11 protein-coding genes and 1 pseudogene are annotated in these 15,732 nt (G+C 51.3%); 9 read left to right on the top strand and 3 right to left on the bottom strand.

The annotated features are described in order from the left end of the window. From ACTS3T_RS13520 to ACTS3T_RS13510, 3 genes and pseudogenes are all read left to right on the top strand, one after another. Positions 1-765, top strand: a pseudogene (locus ACTS3T_RS13520) (hypothetical protein); the annotation flags it as partial. A gap of 4 nt (positions 766-769) precedes the next feature. Then, a complete protein-coding gene (locus ACTS3T_RS13515) occupies positions 770-3,475 on the top strand; it encodes a CHAT domain-containing protein (protein ID WP_462935187.1) in 2,706 nt (901 codons plus the stop codon). A gap of 281 nt (positions 3,476-3,756) precedes the next feature. After that, positions 3,757-4,536, top strand: a complete 780-nt coding sequence (locus ACTS3T_RS13510; protein WP_462935186.1) for an SDR family NAD(P)-dependent oxidoreductase — start codon at positions 3,757-3,759, stop codon at positions 4,534-4,536. Between the two features lie 130 nt (positions 4,537-4,666). Here the strand turns inward: ACTS3T_RS13510 and malQ are convergent, their stop codons facing one another. Further along, positions 4,667-6,181: a 4-alpha-glucanotransferase gene (malQ, locus tag ACTS3T_RS13505; protein WP_462935185.1), complete on the bottom strand. Its 1,515-nt coding sequence runs from the start codon at positions 6,179-6,181 to the stop codon at positions 4,667-4,669. A 213-nt stretch (positions 6,182-6,394) separates the two neighbouring features. Here malQ and ACTS3T_RS13500 point away from each other — a divergent pair, with 213 nt between their 5' ends. Both ACTS3T_RS13500 and ACTS3T_RS13495 read left to right on the top strand, forming a co-directional pair. Next, entirely contained in the window at positions 6,395-6,829 is a 435-nt protein-coding gene (locus tag ACTS3T_RS13500) for an NUDIX domain-containing protein (protein WP_462935184.1), read from the top strand. A 220-nt stretch (positions 6,830-7,049) separates the two neighbouring features. Continuing rightward, positions 7,050-9,884, top strand: a complete 2,835-nt coding sequence (locus tag ACTS3T_RS13495; RefSeq protein ID WP_462935183.1) for a cation-translocating P-type ATPase — start codon at positions 7,050-7,052, stop codon at positions 9,882-9,884. 3 nt (positions 9,885-9,887) lie between these two features. Here ACTS3T_RS13495 and ACTS3T_RS13490 read toward each other — a convergent pair whose 3' ends face one another. Then, positions 9,888-10,397 (bottom strand): type IV pilin protein, encoded by a 510-nt coding sequence (locus ACTS3T_RS13490; RefSeq protein WP_462935182.1) that lies wholly within the window; start codon positions 10,395-10,397, stop codon positions 9,888-9,890. A gap of 518 nt (positions 10,398-10,915) precedes the next feature. Between ACTS3T_RS13490 and trpB the strand changes: the two genes are divergently transcribed. Beyond that, complete coding sequence (trpB, locus tag ACTS3T_RS13485; RefSeq protein WP_462935181.1) at positions 10,916-12,160, top strand: tryptophan synthase subunit beta; 1,245 nt, start codon at positions 10,916-10,918, stop codon at positions 12,158-12,160. A gap of 61 nt (positions 12,161-12,221) precedes the next feature. Further along, on the top strand, positions 12,222-12,851 hold the full coding sequence (locus ACTS3T_RS13480) for a ribonuclease D (RefSeq protein ID WP_462935180.1): 630 nt from the start codon (positions 12,222-12,224) through the stop codon (positions 12,849-12,851). Positions 12,852-12,943: 92 nt separating this feature from the next. Here the strand turns inward: ACTS3T_RS13480 and ACTS3T_RS13475 are convergent, their stop codons facing one another. Beyond that, entirely contained in the window at positions 12,944-14,149 is a 1,206-nt protein-coding gene (locus ACTS3T_RS13475; RefSeq protein WP_462935179.1) for a phosphoglycerate kinase, read from the bottom strand. A gap of 186 nt (positions 14,150-14,335) precedes the next feature. Between ACTS3T_RS13475 and ACTS3T_RS13470 the strand changes: the two genes are divergently transcribed. Both ACTS3T_RS13470 and ylqF read left to right on the top strand, forming a co-directional pair. Beyond that, positions 14,336-14,743, top strand: a complete 408-nt coding sequence (locus tag ACTS3T_RS13470; RefSeq protein ID WP_462935178.1) for a universal stress protein — start codon at positions 14,336-14,338, stop codon at positions 14,741-14,743. 39 nt (positions 14,744-14,782) lie between these two features. Beyond that, positions 14,783-15,649: a ribosome biogenesis GTPase YlqF gene (gene ylqF, locus ACTS3T_RS13465; RefSeq protein WP_462935177.1), complete on the top strand. Its 867-nt coding sequence runs from the start codon at positions 14,783-14,785 to the stop codon at positions 15,647-15,649. Positions 15,650-15,732 lie beyond the last annotated feature (83 nt).

The following is a 15,732-nucleotide window of genomic DNA, read 5'->3' as shown; positions in this document are numbered from 1 at the left end:
GCCAGCGGGGGTGAAATTTCGGCTAGTTCTGACCAAGCAGGCGGCGGCAATATTGGAATTGCCGCTAACGTCTTCTTTTTGAATAACGGCAGCTTAGTGAGTAGCAGCGTTTTTGATAGTACCGGGGGCGGCGGCAACATTAGTATTAACTCCAGAGCCTTTGTCGCTATTGAAGACAGCGACATCCTGGCTAATGCCGAACTGGGGGAGGGGGGCAACATTTTTATTAACTCCCCCGCCTTTTTGGCAGACTTGTTTTCTTCTAGTCGAGCGACTCCGGTAGGGCGAAATCCGGGTAGTTTTGCCCGTTTTCGTGGCAATGGCCGGGTTGATATTTCGGTTGATTCTGCTTCTGGGTCAACGGGGGATTTGTCGTTGCCAAATTTGGTAACAGATGAGGGGTTGGCAGAACTGCCCTTAGATTTGAGTGACCCCACTGGGTTAATCGATCGCAGTTGTCAGTCGCTTGGGCGCAGTAATCGCAATGAGTTTGTCGTCACTGGGCAAGGGGGACTGCCGACTGACCCGAATCAGCGACTCGAAGAAGAAGGTTTTTTAGAAGACTTAGGGCCAGAAACCCTGGCAACCACAGCCGAGGAAGTACATTCGCCCGTTACCCAGCCTGAACTGCCGGAAAGAATTGTGGAACCTCAAGGCTGGATGCAAAATGAAGCGGGCGAAATTCGCTTAGTTGCTGCTGTGCCAGAGGCGCTCAGCGCCCCCGATTTGCTCGAAGATAGCTGCCGCGTTGCCGAAGAGGGTTGAACTGATGTCACTGCGATCGCGCTTTTGTCGCCTACTGGTTTTATTCTGCATAACCCTAGGGCTTTGCATATCGTTGAGTCCGGCTCAAGCTCAGCTCTCGCCCCCGACCCTAGAGCAGCAGATCCAGCAAGGCCGTCGTTACTATAGTGACGGTCAATATGCAGCGGCGGCTCAACTCTGGCAGCAAGCGGTGCAAACAGCGGGTACAGCCCCCGCAACGCAGGCGATCGCCCTTAGTAACCTGACCTTAGCCTATTTGCAGCAAGGCAATTATCCTGAGGCAGAAGCCGCGATCGCGCAGGCTGTTGCCATCACAACAACGCTAGCGGAGACAGCTTATACCCAACGGGTCAAAGCCCAGGTTTTGAACACGCAGGCGCAGCTACAAATGTCTAAAGCCCAGCTAGACCTGGCGCTAGAAACCCTTGCCCAAGCAGAAGCCGCTTACGGAGCGATCGCTGATACAGCAGGCTTAATTCGTACCCGATTGAACCGAGCGCAGATTTGGCGGGTGCAGGGGCGCTATCGGCGATCGCTCGATCAACTTGAGCAAGTCCAGGCGACGCTAACCACCCTGCCAGATTCTCCCCTCAAAGCCGCAGGGCTACGGCAACTGGGTAATTTGCAGCGTTTGGTTGCAACCGTTGAGGTTTCGCTAGATACGTTAGCAGCCAGCAGAAAGGTTGCTGAAAGCATCGGTTCAGCAGCCGAAGAAAGCGCCACATTGCTGAGCTTGGGGAATGCCCATGCGGCACAAGCCAGTTGGCAAGCGGCCATTACTTATTATCAAAACGCAGCCGCGATCGCGCCGTCTCTATCGGTGCGGCTCCAAGCCCAGATCAATCATTTACAGCTTTTGCTAGAGCACCCTGAGCTTGAACTGACTCCGGAAACGACCCAAGCCTTGCTGGCAAACATTCAGGCGCAGCTACCGCAATTATCGGCGAGTCGTAGCAGCGTTTTAATGCAGGCGAGTTTGGCTCAAAGTTTAATCACCGCAGCCTCTCCAGACAAGCCGCCCCTACTGGACGACCAGGCGATCGCCCAACTTTTAACCGAAACCTTAAAGCAGGCTCAAACCCTTCAAGATGTATGCGGCCAATCTTATGTGTTGGGTTACATGGGCAAGCTTTATCAAAAAAATCAGCAGTGGCCGAATGCCGCCGCCGTGACTCAGCAAGCATTGACGCTAGCGCAAAACATAAGTGCTAGCTCGATTGTCTATCAGTGGCAGTGGCAGCTTGGTCAAATTCTCAAGCAGCAAGGGCAAACCAAAGCCGCGATCGCCGCTTATCAAGCTGCGATTGAAACGCTGCAAACGCTGCGGAGTGACCTGGTAGCGATCAACCCAGAGGTGCGGTTTTCGTTTCGCCAAGGGGTTGAGCCAATTTACCGCGAACTGGTAGATCTGCTACTCCAGCCAGCGTCAGCCAATGATCTTGAGCAGGAAAACTTGCTCAAAGCCCGCGATGTGATTGAGTCATTGCAGGTAGCGGAGTTGGTCAACTTTTTTCGGGCAGACTGCTTGGTCACGAACCCGATTCAAATTGATCAGGTAGACACGCAGGCAGCGGTGATTTACCCGATTATTTTGCCCGATCGCTTAGAGGTGGTTGTGCGGTTGCCGGGGCAAGCGGCTTTGCAACACCAGTCTGTTGTCGTCAGTAAAGCCGAGATAGAAACCACTTTAGATAATTTACGGGCGGCGATCGCTAGGACTTCGCCTAACTTACCCCGTTCTCAACCGCTTACAATTTCTGAAGCTAACCCGCCAGCCACCTCAGACAATCCTCAGCCTGAAGCGACTGAGGATGACAACCCACGAGCGGACGTGGTCGCCGTCACCCAAGATCCGTCCGAGAGATCTAACCAGCCTGTAGACTATCGCCCCTTGGCTCACACAGTCTACCAATGGCTGATTAAACCGATCGAAGCCTCTCTAGCCGCCGCTGATGCCAAAGTTCTCGTTTTTGTTTTAGATGGGGCACTGCGGAACGTGCCGATGGCGGTTTTGCTTGACGACCAAGATAAACACTTGGTTGAAAAGTACGCGATCGCCCTCACCCCTAGCCTGCAACTTCTCGATCCCCAACCCTTAACTCAGCGCCGCGTCACGGCACTAGTGGGTGGGCTGAGTGAAGAAAGACAGGGGTACAACCAGCTACCCTACGTAGAGTCTGAGGTTAAAGCAATTCAAGCTGAGGTACCTGCCGAGGTCTTGCTCAACCAAGACTTTAACAATCGCGACTTTGAGCAAACGCTGACAGATTCTAATTTTCGCGTCGTTCACCTGGCTACCCACGGCAGGTTTAGTTCCGACCCAAACGAAACCTACATTCTCACCTGGGACGATCGCATCCGCGCTAATGAGCTAAGCAGCCTGCTTCAGATCAGCGAACTCAGCCGCGACGAAACAATTGAACTGCTGATTCTTAGTGCTTGCGAAACTGCTAGCGGCGACGAGCGGGCTGCATTGGGTTTAGCAGGAATTGCTGTGCGATCGGGGGCACGCAGTACCCTGGCGACGCTCTGGCAAGTAAGCGATCAGGGCACGGCAATGCTAATGAGCAACTTTTATCAGCAGCTATCGGCCAGCACCCAAACCAAAGCCGAGATTTTGCGTCAGGCACAGCTAGAGTTGCTTCACAGCGACGATTATCAGCATCCTTACTATTGGGCACCTTTTGTGCTGGTGGGTAACTGGCTCTAGTTTGGAATACCTCCCTCTGACCGCTGGCTGCTGTCGGTTGAAAGTATGGCTAAAGTTAGAGGGCAGCAGGAAAACTTTTCTGTCAGTGGCTTTCAGCTATTGCAGGGGCTTAAGCCTAAGGGGGCTACAGTTAGGGGGCTTCCTGGTTTTTCTTTCTTGAGCGGGATGGCTTAGAAAGCTGGTTAGACATACGGTTAGGCTAGCTCCCATTTGACCTGGGCATATGGCTGAACGCCCAACGGATGAGTGCTGCCACATTCCCTTTCTCCCTATAGCTTTATATGACCACTGTTTTGATCACAGGTGCCTCAACGGGTATTGGAGCAGCCTTTGCCCGTCGTCTGGCTGCGCAAAAATATGATTTGGTGTTGGTCGCTCGCTCAGAAGATAAGCTAACCGCGATCGCCCAGCAGTTGAGCAATCAACACAGCATTCGAGCGGATGTTATTGCTCAAGATCTAACCCTCGCGGATGCTGCTCCAGCGATCGCGGCTCAGGTTGCTGAGAAAGGGCTAACCCTAGACTGGCTGATTAACAATGCGGGCTTTGGGCGTTATGGCGAATTTACCCAAGTCGATCGCTCCACCCATCTGCAAATGATTCAGCTTAATGTCATGGCGCTGGTAGATTTGACCTATCAGTTTTTGCCGTCTATGCAGCAGCGGCGATCGGGCTGCATTATTAACGTCGCTTCGACTGCCGCTTTTCAGCCCATTCCATATATGTCTATCTATGCGGCTACCAAAGCCTTTATTTTGAGCTTTAGCGAAGCCCTCTGGGAAGAAAATCGAGATTACGGGGTGAAGGTGCTAGCGGTCTGTCCTGGCCCCACCCGTACCCAGTTTGCCGATCGGGCTAATTTTCCAGACTCAATGGCAGAACGCATGGGGCAAAATTATGACTCTTCTGAAGAAGTTGTCAATGATGCTCTCAAAGCGCTCAGTCGCGGCCAGTCTACCGTGGTCACAGGCAGCTTTAGCAATAAGGTTGTAGCCGCCTTGCCGCGCTTGCTACCTCGTCAAAATGTGGTGCAACTGGTAGGCCAAATGTTTGAACCCTAAGCTAAGCAGTCGGGATAGAGCCTGCCCCATCCCGACTGATATTTATAGCTATCGCTACAAGCGGTGAAGCCCTTCAATGGCAAAAACCGCTGACGAAAAGCTTTCCTACTGTCCTCTGCTTTTAGCTATATCAGCAATGCCAATGGTCAGGGGCACGCCGACAGAGCATCGTTAACTCTTTAAAGCGATTCTGCAATTCATCCGTTAGCGCTTCCGAACGGTAGCGCCAGAGCCAGTTGCCATCAGCTTTGCCGGGGCTATTCATGCGGGCGCTGCTATCTAGACCCAACAGATCCTGCATGGGTACGATGGCACAATCCGCCACCGAGGTCAGCGCTAGCCGAATCATATCCCAGTGGATGCCGTCAGCGCTGATACAACCTAGATATTGCAGTACTCGTCCCCGTTCGTATTCTGTGGCTTTTTCAAACCAACCGACGGTGGTGTCGTTGTCGTGGGTACCTGTGTAGATAACGCAGTTGGTAGGGACGTTGAAAGGCAGGTAGGGATTGTTGCAGTCAGAGCCAAAGGCAAACTGCAAAATTTTCATCCCCGGAAACTCAAACTGATCTCGCAGTGCCTCGACTTCGGGCGTGATAATGCCTAAGTCTTCGGCTAAAATCGGCAGACTGCCCAACTCTTCTTTAACAGTTTGGAAAAAAAGCTCACCAGGGGCTTCAATCCACTCGCCGTTGATGGCTGTGGTTTCGCCTTCTTTGACAGCCCAGTAAGCTTCAAACCCGCGAAAGTGATCAATGCGAATTAAATCGACGTAGTCTAGCAAAGACTTAATTCGCTGCAGCCACCAGCGAAATCCCCGCTTTTTTACCTCTTCCCAGTTGTAAGTTGGGTTGCCCCAAAGCTGCCCCGTTTCGCTAAAGTAGTCGGGGGGAACACCTGCCATTTCAGCCGGCTTCAAGGTTTCAGGGTCAATCATAAAGTTGTGGGGAAAGGCCCAGACATCGACGCTGTCATGGGCGACGTAGATCGGCATGTCGCCTAAAATCTGAATGCCGCGCTCATTGGCGTAAGTTTTCAGCGCTCCCCACTGGCGGAAAAATTCGAATTGCAGGTACTTGTGAAAGAAAATGGCTGGCGATAGCTTTGTGTGCCATTCGGCTAAAGCGTCTGGTTGACGACAAGCGATCGCACTATCCCACTGGTTCCAACTAGCGCCGTTGTGCGCTTGCTTGAGCGCCATAAAAAAGGCATAGTCATCTAGCCAAAAGGCGCGTTCTTGGCAAAACTGATCAAAATCAGCCCGATCTTCATCGCTAGCATGATCTTGAAAGTGGCTGGCCGCTTTTTCGAGTAGCGGCAGCTTGGCTAAAAGTACCGATTCAAAGTCTACTTGGTCTTCAGAAAGCCAGGGAAAATTGTCTAAATCTGCTTGGCTGAGCCAGCCGCGATCGCGCAGTTGTTCTAGGCTAATGAGCAAAGGGTTGCCCGCCATCGAAGAATAAGACATGTACGGAGAATTACCGTGTCCGGTTGGCCCCAACGGTAAAACCTGCCAAACCTGCTGCCCTGCTTCCGTCAAAAAATCAACAAATCGGTAAGCTTCTGGCCCTACATCTCCCATGCCAAATCGACCCGGTAGAGACGTTGGGTGCAACAAAACACCACTTGATCTAGAAAAGGGCATAGGATCTCCTAGCAAACAAAACAGCAGCGTCTTTCAAAGGTGAACTTCAAAGAATTATGGTGAATACCAGCCTTACTCATAACCGAGCCAACTTGCTTCAGTTAACTACCAATAGTTAGAAGCACGAAGAACTTCAGACATAAGCAACGACCGATCAGTTTTAGTTAAAGACCTCAAGCATAAGCAGTAACGTACCAAGGAAATGTCGTTTTAGTGACTTACAAAAATCCAGCCCCTACTGTCGATCTCATCATTGAACTCATCGATCGCCCTCACCGCCCCATCATCTTGATTGAACGGCAACATGAACCTTTTGGCTGGGCGCTACCCGGTGGGTTTGTCGATTATGGCGAGGCAGTCGAAACCGCCGCTTGCCGCGAAGCTCAAGAAGAAACCAGCCTCAAAGTGAGGTTGATTGAACAGTTTCAAGTCTACTCTGATCCCAGTCGAGATGCGCGTAAACATACCATTAGCCTGGTCTTTTTAGCGACAGCGACTGGTCAGCCGCAAGCGGGAGATGACGCCAAAAATCTGGAGGTTTTCAATCCCTGGGATCTGCCCACGCCGCTCTGCTTTGATCATGACCAGATTCTCAACGATTATTTGCAGTATCGCTACTATGGCCTGCGGCCGCGCTTGAGCAATTAATGGGGCAGGCGGCTAAAATTGCTGCCAGCTAACGGCTGTAGGCTGCATCCCCAAAAGGCTTATTTGCCTTGCTTCAGCGACTAACCCTGCTTCAGTCTGGCTTAAAAGTTCGATAGGCAAAATGTCAATCTCTACAGAAAGATGGTGATTTGTACCATACAGAACTATAACTTAAGCATTAACTGACGCATGACCCGCAGTAGTGTACTGCGGTGTATCTATGGATGATTCTTTTCCCCAGTCTTCGAATAGTTGGTACACAATTGCTAGCGAGGAAGCTCTGCAACTGCTAGAAAGCGATCGCAGAGCCGGGTTAACCTCAGCGCAAGTTGAAGCGCGTCAGCGACAGTATGGTGCTAACGAATTAGTTGAAACCAGCGGTCGTGGCAAATGGCGCATTTTACTCGATCAGTTCACCAACATCATGCTGTTGATGTTGATTGCGGTGGCTATTGTCTCCGGCATTCTCTCCTTCCGCAGCAATGAGGTACCCAAAGATGCGATCGCCATTTTTGCCATTGTTATTCTCAATGGCGTCTTAGGTTACTTTCAAGAAAGTCGAGCCGAAAAGGCGCTAGCCGCGCTCAAGCAGCTAGCAGCTCCCAATGTCCGCGTTATCCGGCAGGGTAAGCCGCTAGAAATTTCTGCTAAAGCGCTGGTTCCGGGTGACATTCTTTTAATTGAAGCGGGTGACCAGGTCGCCGCTGATGGTCGGTTGCTAGAGGCGATGAACTTGCAGGTGCGCGAGTCGGCGCTAACGGGAGAGGCTCATGCCGTCAGTAAACGCTCTAACATCAGCCTGCCAGCAGATACGTCATTAGGCGATCGCATTAATTTGGTATTTCAGGGCACCGAAGTCGTCCACGGGCGGGGTGCTGTTCTGGTTACTGACATCGGTATGCAAACTGAGCTAGGGCGGATTGCAGCCATGCTGCAGTCAGTTCAATCAGAACCCACACCGCTACAGCAACGCATGGATCAGTTAGGCAATACGCTGGTTTCTGGCTCGCTGATCTTGGTTGCCATTGTGGTTGTTATTGGCGTTGTTCAGGCAGGCTGGGGCGCTTTTGAAAGTTTGCTAGAAGTCTCCCTCAGTATGGCTGTAGCCGTGGTACCGGAAGGATTACCCGCCGTCATTACAGTAACCCTGGCGATCGGCACCCAGCGGATGGTGCGGCGGCAAGCCCTGATTCGCAAGCTGCCAGCCGTCGAAACGTTGGGTTCAGTCACCGTGATTTGCTCGGATAAGACAGGTACCCTGACGCAGAACAAAATGGTGGTGCAGGCTGTCAGTACCGCTTCCTTAGACTGCCAAATTACAGGAAAAGGCTACGAACCAGAAGGTCAGTTTTGTCAGGCTGGTCAGCCCCTATCGCCCCATCAACCAGAACTGCAGCTACTTTTGCTCGACTGTCTGCTCTGCAACGATGCCATTTTGCAAAAAGAGCATGGCGAATGGGCCATTTTGGGCGATCCGACGGAAGGAGCCTTGCTGGTTTTAGCGGCTAAGGGTGGATTTCGCCAGGTAGGGGGTGAAGGCTTTTTTCCACGGGTGGCAGAGTTTCCGTTTTCGTCTGAGCGCAAGCGCATGAGTGTTGTCGTTCAGCGAGCAGGCAATGGAGAGTCAGCCTTGGCGACCAAAGCCTTTGCCAATCTGCCAGATCAACCCTATCTCATGTTTACAAAAGGTTCGCCTGAGCTACTGCTAGAGCGGTGTCAGTGGAGACAACAGCAGGCTCAGACCATACCCCTAGAAGCGGCTCAGCGAACTGAAATTCTGGCAGCTAACGAAAAAATGGCAAGCCGTGGGCTGCGGGTATTGGGTTTGGCTTATCAGTTGCTAGCAGCCATACCGGATGAAACAGAAGAAGGGCAAGTTGAACAAAACTTGATTTGGCTAGGGCTGGTGGGGATGCAAGATGCGCCCCGGCCTGAAGTGCAGCAGGCTGTGGAGCGTTGCCGTCAGGCTGGGATTCGCCCAATTATGATTACGGGGGATCATCAGCTTACCGCGCAGGCATTGGCTGAAGATATTGGCATTATTCAAACAGGCGATCGCACGCTTAGCGGTAAAGAACTGGAAAAGTTAGAAGACGCCGCTTTAGCAACCGAAGTCGATCAGGTGGGCGTCTATGCGCGGGTTTCGCCAGAGCATAAGCTGAGAATTGTGCAGGCGCTGCAGCGAAGACACCATATTGTCGCCATGACGGGGGACGGGGTGAACGATGCGCCCGCGCTCAAGCAAGCTGATATTGGCATCGCCATGGGGGTAACCGGAACAGATGTCAGCAAAGAAGCCAGCGACATGGTGCTGCTCGACGACAACTTTGCCACGATCGTGGCTGCTACCGAAGAAGGCCGGGTCGTTTATAACAACATTCGCCGCTTTGTAAAGTACATTCTAGGCTCCAATATTGGCGAAGTTCTTACCATTGCCGCTACGCCTATCATTATTGGCATGGCAGACGTGCCGTTGACGCCGCTGCAAATTCTTTGGATGAACTTGGTAACCGATGGCTTTCCAGCCTTAGCCTTAGCCGTGGAACCGCCCGATCCCAACGTCATGCAGCGTCCCCCCCACGACCCGCAAGAAAGTATCTTTGCCAGGGGGCTAGGCGCTTATATGGTGCGTATTGGCTTGGTCTTCACCGTCATTTCGATCGCCCTGATGTACTGGGCCTATACCCACGCTGCCGACTACACTGGCAATGGACTAGACCCTAGCCGCTGGAAAACAATGGTGTTTACCACCCTTTGCATTGCTCAAATGGGACATGCGATCGCCGTTCGCTCTAGCACGCGCCTGACGATAGAAATGTCGCCGTTCTCCAATCCATTTGTGCTGATTGCCGTCATTTTGACCACAGTCCTACAGCTCATGCTGATCTATGTAGAGCCACTGCGAGAGTTTTTTGGCACCCATATTCTTAGCCTAACAGAATTGCTGGTTTGCTTTGGCTTTAGTAGCTTGATGTTTGTTTGGGTTGAGTTAGAAAAACTCTTTTTGCGCTGGTATCAAAAGCGCCATCCCGAAAAAGTGATCATACAAGAATAAACCTCAAGGACAGTAGGTTTTGGACTGCATAAAATCTCTCGCCCCCCAATCGCCTTCACAAATGACCGAGTAAACCATCGGTTGATTACCGCTGACCTCCACCCAAATTTTGCCCATATAGCCTCTCGCGTTGGGCTGAGGCAGAGCCGCCGCCCGCGCCCCACTGACTCTGTGCCCAGCCAGTGTTTGATGATCGTTGAACTGATCCGATGCATAGGTATAGTCAGCCGATTGAGTAATGCCAAGTTGCAGGCTTTCTAAGCTATCGGCAAACCGCCCGTGCTCCATGTAGTAAGCTTGCTGCCCCCGCAGAATGGTACCGACTTTGCTTTGGGCATCAGCGTGTCTAGCCCGCTGAGCCTGGTTAAGAAAGGCAGGCAGGGCGATCGCACTCAAAATAGCCACAACAATGATCACAACCAGCAGCTCAATGAGCGTAAATCCCTCACAACTGCTATCAAAGCCATAAGAGGTCTTCCGTACTCGCGAACGGAGTACGGATAAAAAATTCATGGGTATCATAACCGCCTAATAGCTAACCCACCGTACGATGACGATGGCCGCCTATTGAACTAACGACTCAGGAACAAAATTCAAACTCAAACACCCTAAGACTTCGTGGTAGAAACACCGGGCACCTCCCAGTGTCTGCGCCCTGACCATAATCCCGCCCCAAAGAGCAAGAGACTTGAAGATTGCCGCTCCCCGCTTACGTTGAACAGCAGAGAGCTAGCAGATGAAGGTCACTTTAGCCATTCAATGGGTAAAAGTGAGATGCCATTTAGCCCCCATCTGCACAACTGGTCAGATCACCCTGTTAATCGCATCGATAGATAGTTACCTTTATTACACAAAACTTTGTGACCAAAAAGTATTTAGAACTAGTAAATTTTCCGCAAAGAGTCGGTTGCCAAACAACCCCAGCCAAATGCTAAGCAGCGACCTTACCGCCAAAATCTAGGCTGCCCCATTCCCTATTACTCGCTTGCCTTCTTATAATGAGGGACGCGCCGTTATCTGCCATAAAGCCTGTGACTCGTACTCCCCTCTCTCCCCAATCTGCTTCCGCTGCCCGCCGTCCCGATGCATTAGGCCGCTTCGGTCAGTTCGGAGGGAAGTATGTACCAGAAACCCTCATGCCCGCCCTGAGTGAGCTAGAAGCTGCTTACCATCAGTATGCAGCCGACCCCGACTTTCAAGCTGAGCTAGAAGGTCTGTTAAAAGACTATGTCGGACGCCCTAGCCCGCTTTATTTTGCTGAGCGTCTGACGCAACATTACGCTCGCCCCGATGGCACAGGCCCGCAAATTTATCTCAAGCGCGAAGATCTCAATCACACGGGAGCGCACAAAATCAACAACGCCCTTGGCCAGGTATTGCTAGCCAAGCGCATGGGCAAACAACGCGTGATTGCTGAAACGGGGGCAGGTCAGCATGGCGTGGCGACTGCGACAGTCTGCGCTCGCTTTGGCATTGACTGCGTTATTTATATGGGTGAGCATGACATGGATCGTCAGGCGCTCAATGTCTTTCGGATGCGGCTGATGGGGGCGGAGGTGCGTCCCGTCACCGCTGGAACCGGAACCCTCAAAGATGCTACTTCTGAAGCCATTCGCGATTGGGTTACCAACGTAGAAACTACGCATTATATTTTGGGTTCTGTAGCAGGGCCGCATCCTTATCCCATGCTGGTTCGCGACTTTCATGCAGTAATTGGTCAAGAAACCCGCCGCCAGTGTCAAGAAAAATGGGGCGGCTTGCCAGATATTCTGCTGGCTTGTGTGGGTGGCGGCTCGAATGCAATGGGGCTGTTTCATGAATTTGTTGAAGATAGCTCAGTTCGTTTCATTGGGATTGAAGCGGCGGGAGAAGGCGTCGATACTGATAAACATGCGGCGACGCTGACAGCCGGACGCGTCGGCGTTCTGCACGGCGCTATGAGCTATTTGTTACAAGATACGGATGGTCAGGTGATTGAAGCCCACTCAATCAGTGCTGGCCTAGATTATCCCGGCGTTGGGCCAGAACACAGCTATTTGAAAGAAACCAAGCGGGCTGAATACTACAGCATTACAGATCAAGAAGCTTTAGCTGCTTTTCAACAGGTTTCTCGTTTAGAAGGTATTATTCCTGCCTTGGAAACGGCTCATGCTTTTGCCTATCTCAATCAGCTTTGCCCCCAGCTTTCTGGCAATCCCTATATTGTGATTAACTGCTCCGGTCGAGGCGACAAAGATGTGCAAACAGTCGCCAAGGTACTCGACAATTTAGAGTAGTGTTGAGGGGTGAACTTGCGGCAGGACGGTAGTGCCCGCCGTGCTTAACTGATAGCCAGGGATGGATAACAAAACGTTTCAAGTTTACGATCGCGATCTTCCTAGCGATCGCTTAGAGCTTTATTTACAAGCCGACAAAATTGCCGTAGATACCGAAACAATGGGGCTTTTGCCTCAACGCGATCGCCTGTGTTTAATTCAGCTATGCAACCCTCAAGATGTCGTAACGGCTATCCGGGTAGAAATCGGTCAAACCACCGCACCCAACCTCAAGCGCCTGCTGGAAGCCCCTGAAAATCTCAAAATATTTCACTTTGCTCGATTTGATCTAGCCACTCTCAAGTACCACCTGGGCATTCAGGTCAGCCCTGTGTTTTGCACCAAAATTGCTAGCAAACTGATCCGCACCTATAGCCCACGCCACGGTTTGAAGGAACTGGTCAAAGAGTTTGAAAACATCGAACTAGATAAGTCAGCTCAAAGTTCAGACTGGGGCAATCCAGACAATTTAACCGCTGATCAGCTCAGCTACGCAGCCAACGATGTCCGCTTTTTACACAATTTGCAAGAGCGACTGAGTGCTATGCTCCAGCGCGAAGGCCGTTGGGAACTAGCCCAGCGCTGTTTTGCCTGCCTGCCGACGCTAATTGATTTAGATCTGTTGCAGTACAGCAATATTTTTGAACATTAGGGCTTAGCCTGTAAGCCAATTTCCTAGCGGTTTGACACGTCAAACCGCTAGGGAAACTTTTAAGAGGAGCAAACTATTGGCAAATAGGCTGCCTACGCTTCATCTAGAGCTGAAATGCCGGGTAGTTCTTTGCCTTCTAGCAATTCTAGGCTAGCGCCGCCGCCCGTCGAGATGTGGCTCATTTGATCGGCTACCCCTACTTTCTCAACCGCAGCTACTGAGTCGCCACCGCCGATGATGGTAATGCAACCTTGTTTGGTCAAATCGGCCAGCGATCGCGCGATCGCCTCTGTTCCTTGAGCAAACTTGTCGAACTCAAACACGCCCATTGGCCCGTTCCAAATCACGCTCTTACAAGTAGAAAGCGCCGCTTGAAACGTTTTTACTGAGTCAGGCCCAATGTCTAGCCCCATCCAGCCATCAGGAATATTTTCTACACTCACGGTTTGAGCATTGGCATCCGGAGCAAAGTTGTCGGCGACAACAACATCAGTCGGCAACAGCAAATCGACCCCCTTCTCTTTCGCTTTTGCTTCTAAAGTCTTAGCCAGCTCTAGCTTATCTTCTTCTACCAAAGACTTACCCACATTGAGTCCTCGCGCTTTGTAGAAAGTGAAAATCATGCCACCGCCAATCAGCAGCTTATCCACCTTATCTAGCAAGGTTTCAATAACACCAATCTTGCTCGAAACCTTAGAGCCACCAATAATAGCAGCTAACGGTTTTTGCGGATTTTCAATCGCGTTTTGAAGATATTGCAGTTCTTTTTCAATTAGATAGCCAGCAACCGAAGGGCTGAGGTACTGAGTAACCCCTTCAGTTGAAGCATGGGCGCGGTGAGCAGTACCGAAAGCATCGTTGACGTAAAGATCAGCATTAGCAGCCAGTTGCTTGGCAAAATCGGGATCGTTTTTCTCTTCGCCTTCATAGAAGCGAACGTTTTCTAGCAGCGCTACCTGCCCATTTGCCAAACTGTTAACTGCACTGGCAACTTCATCACCAATACAGTCGTCACACTTAACAATATCTTGTCCGAGCAGCTCCGAAAGCCGCTTCGCCACAGGATTGAGCCGCATACTGTCTACAAACTTGGCCTTGGGTCGTCCCATATGGCTGGTTAAAATGACTTTAGCGCCCTTGTTGGTTAGATCTTGAATAGTTGGCAATGCTGCCCGGATCCGAGTGTCGTCGGTAATATTGCCTTGGTCATCGAGAGGGACGTTAAAATCTGCCCGCACTAACACCCGCTTACCCGAAACGTCAGATGCTGTTAAACTCGCTACGGTCTTCTTCGCCACAGTCTTCAAACCTCCTACATGCGTTTATTACGTTATGCACAGCTCAGTCAAAAGCAGGGCAAAGCTTGCCCTACTCTAGATGTCAGAGTCTGAACAATGAACCCTTTGAGCCTGGAACCTACAAAGTAGGTATATAGGCTTATCCATACCATTTTACCGGAGTCTGAGTTCACCCTTGGTGAAGCCATGTTTAATACTATTTTGTTTCCCATCGATTTAAGTCCAGAAGCCGAGCAAGCGGCCAGCCTTACGGTTGATCTGGTAAAAGCACATCAAAGCCGTCTGGTTATTTTGTCAGTTGTTGAATCGGTCACCGACACAGCCGAGCAAACCACCAGTCAAACGTCGCCAGAAGCGGTGGCTCGTTTACTGACGCAGGCTAAAGCTCTGTTCACTGAAAAAGGGCTTGACTGCGAAACCATGGAGCGTGAAGGTCAGCCCGCTTTTGTAATTTGTGATGTGGCCGACGAAATCAATGCCGACTTGATTGTCATGGGGTGTCGCGGCATTGGTTTAATTGAAGAAGCCAAGACAGAAAGCGTTACAACCCGAGTCATTAACCTATCGCCCTGCCCTGTTTTAGTCGTGCCGTAGTTCGCTAAGGTAGAAGAGCTTTTTCGCTCTTGGCCTATCATGACAACTTCCCCTCCCATTCAGTGGTATCCCGGCCATATTGCTAAAGCGGAAAAGGCTTTGGTCGAGCAGCTTAAGCGAGTCGATGTAGTTTTGGAAGTGCGGGATATGCGTATTCCGCTGGCCACCTGCCATCCTCAGATTGATCACTGGATTGGCAATAAAAGCAAAGTGCTGGTACTCAATCGCCAAGATATGGTAACGGTAGCAGTACAGCAAGCCTGGCAGGATTGGTTTAAGGCTCACTCAGAGCAGCCCTATTTTACCGATGCTCAGCAAGGTAAGGGCGTCAGCGCTGTAGCTAAAGCGGCTCAGGCCGCCGGACAGATGATGAATCAGCGTCGCCACAATCGCGGCATGAAACCCCGTCCGGTGCGAGCTGTGGTGATCGGATTTCCTAATGTGGGTAAGTCAGCTTTGATCAATCGGCTGTTAAAGCGGCGGGTAGTAGCCAGTGCGCGACGGCCTGGTGTGACTCGACAACTGCGCTGGATTCGCCTCTCCGATGAGTTGGAACTTCTAGATGCACCAGGGGTGCTACCCGCTCACCTCAAGGATCAAGAAGCAGCCGTTAAGCTGGCCATCTGTGATGATATTGGCACGGCGGCCTATGACAATCAGCGAGTAGCGGCTCAGTTTATTGACTTAGTGAATCAACTCCAGCAGCGATCGCCCCACTGGGTGCCGCAACAGGTTTTTGCCAACCGCTACCGCTTAGATATGGCAGACATGAACGGAGAAGCTTATTTGGCGGCACTAGCCCAGGTTCATGACCAAGGAGACGTTGAGCGTACGGCTCGTCGAGTGTTAACCGATTTTCGTAAAGGAGATTTGGGCACTCTAGCTTTAGAATTGCCGCCTTGTTAACCTGCAAGCAGGGCGAGTTCATCAAGGCGTGTCTTCTCAAATGGCTGGTAGTTTACTTAAATTTCCGCATGTACAGCGTCCAG

Origin of the sequence: Almyronema sp., from assembly GCF_052168255.1 — a bacterium.
In the GTDB taxonomy this organism is placed as follows: domain Bacteria; phylum Cyanobacteriota; class Cyanobacteriia; order Phormidesmidales; family Phormidesmidaceae; genus Sphaerothrix; species Sphaerothrix epifaneia.
Note: the sequence above shows the minus strand (reverse complement) of the source record. Positions and strands in the feature narration are given on the sequence as shown.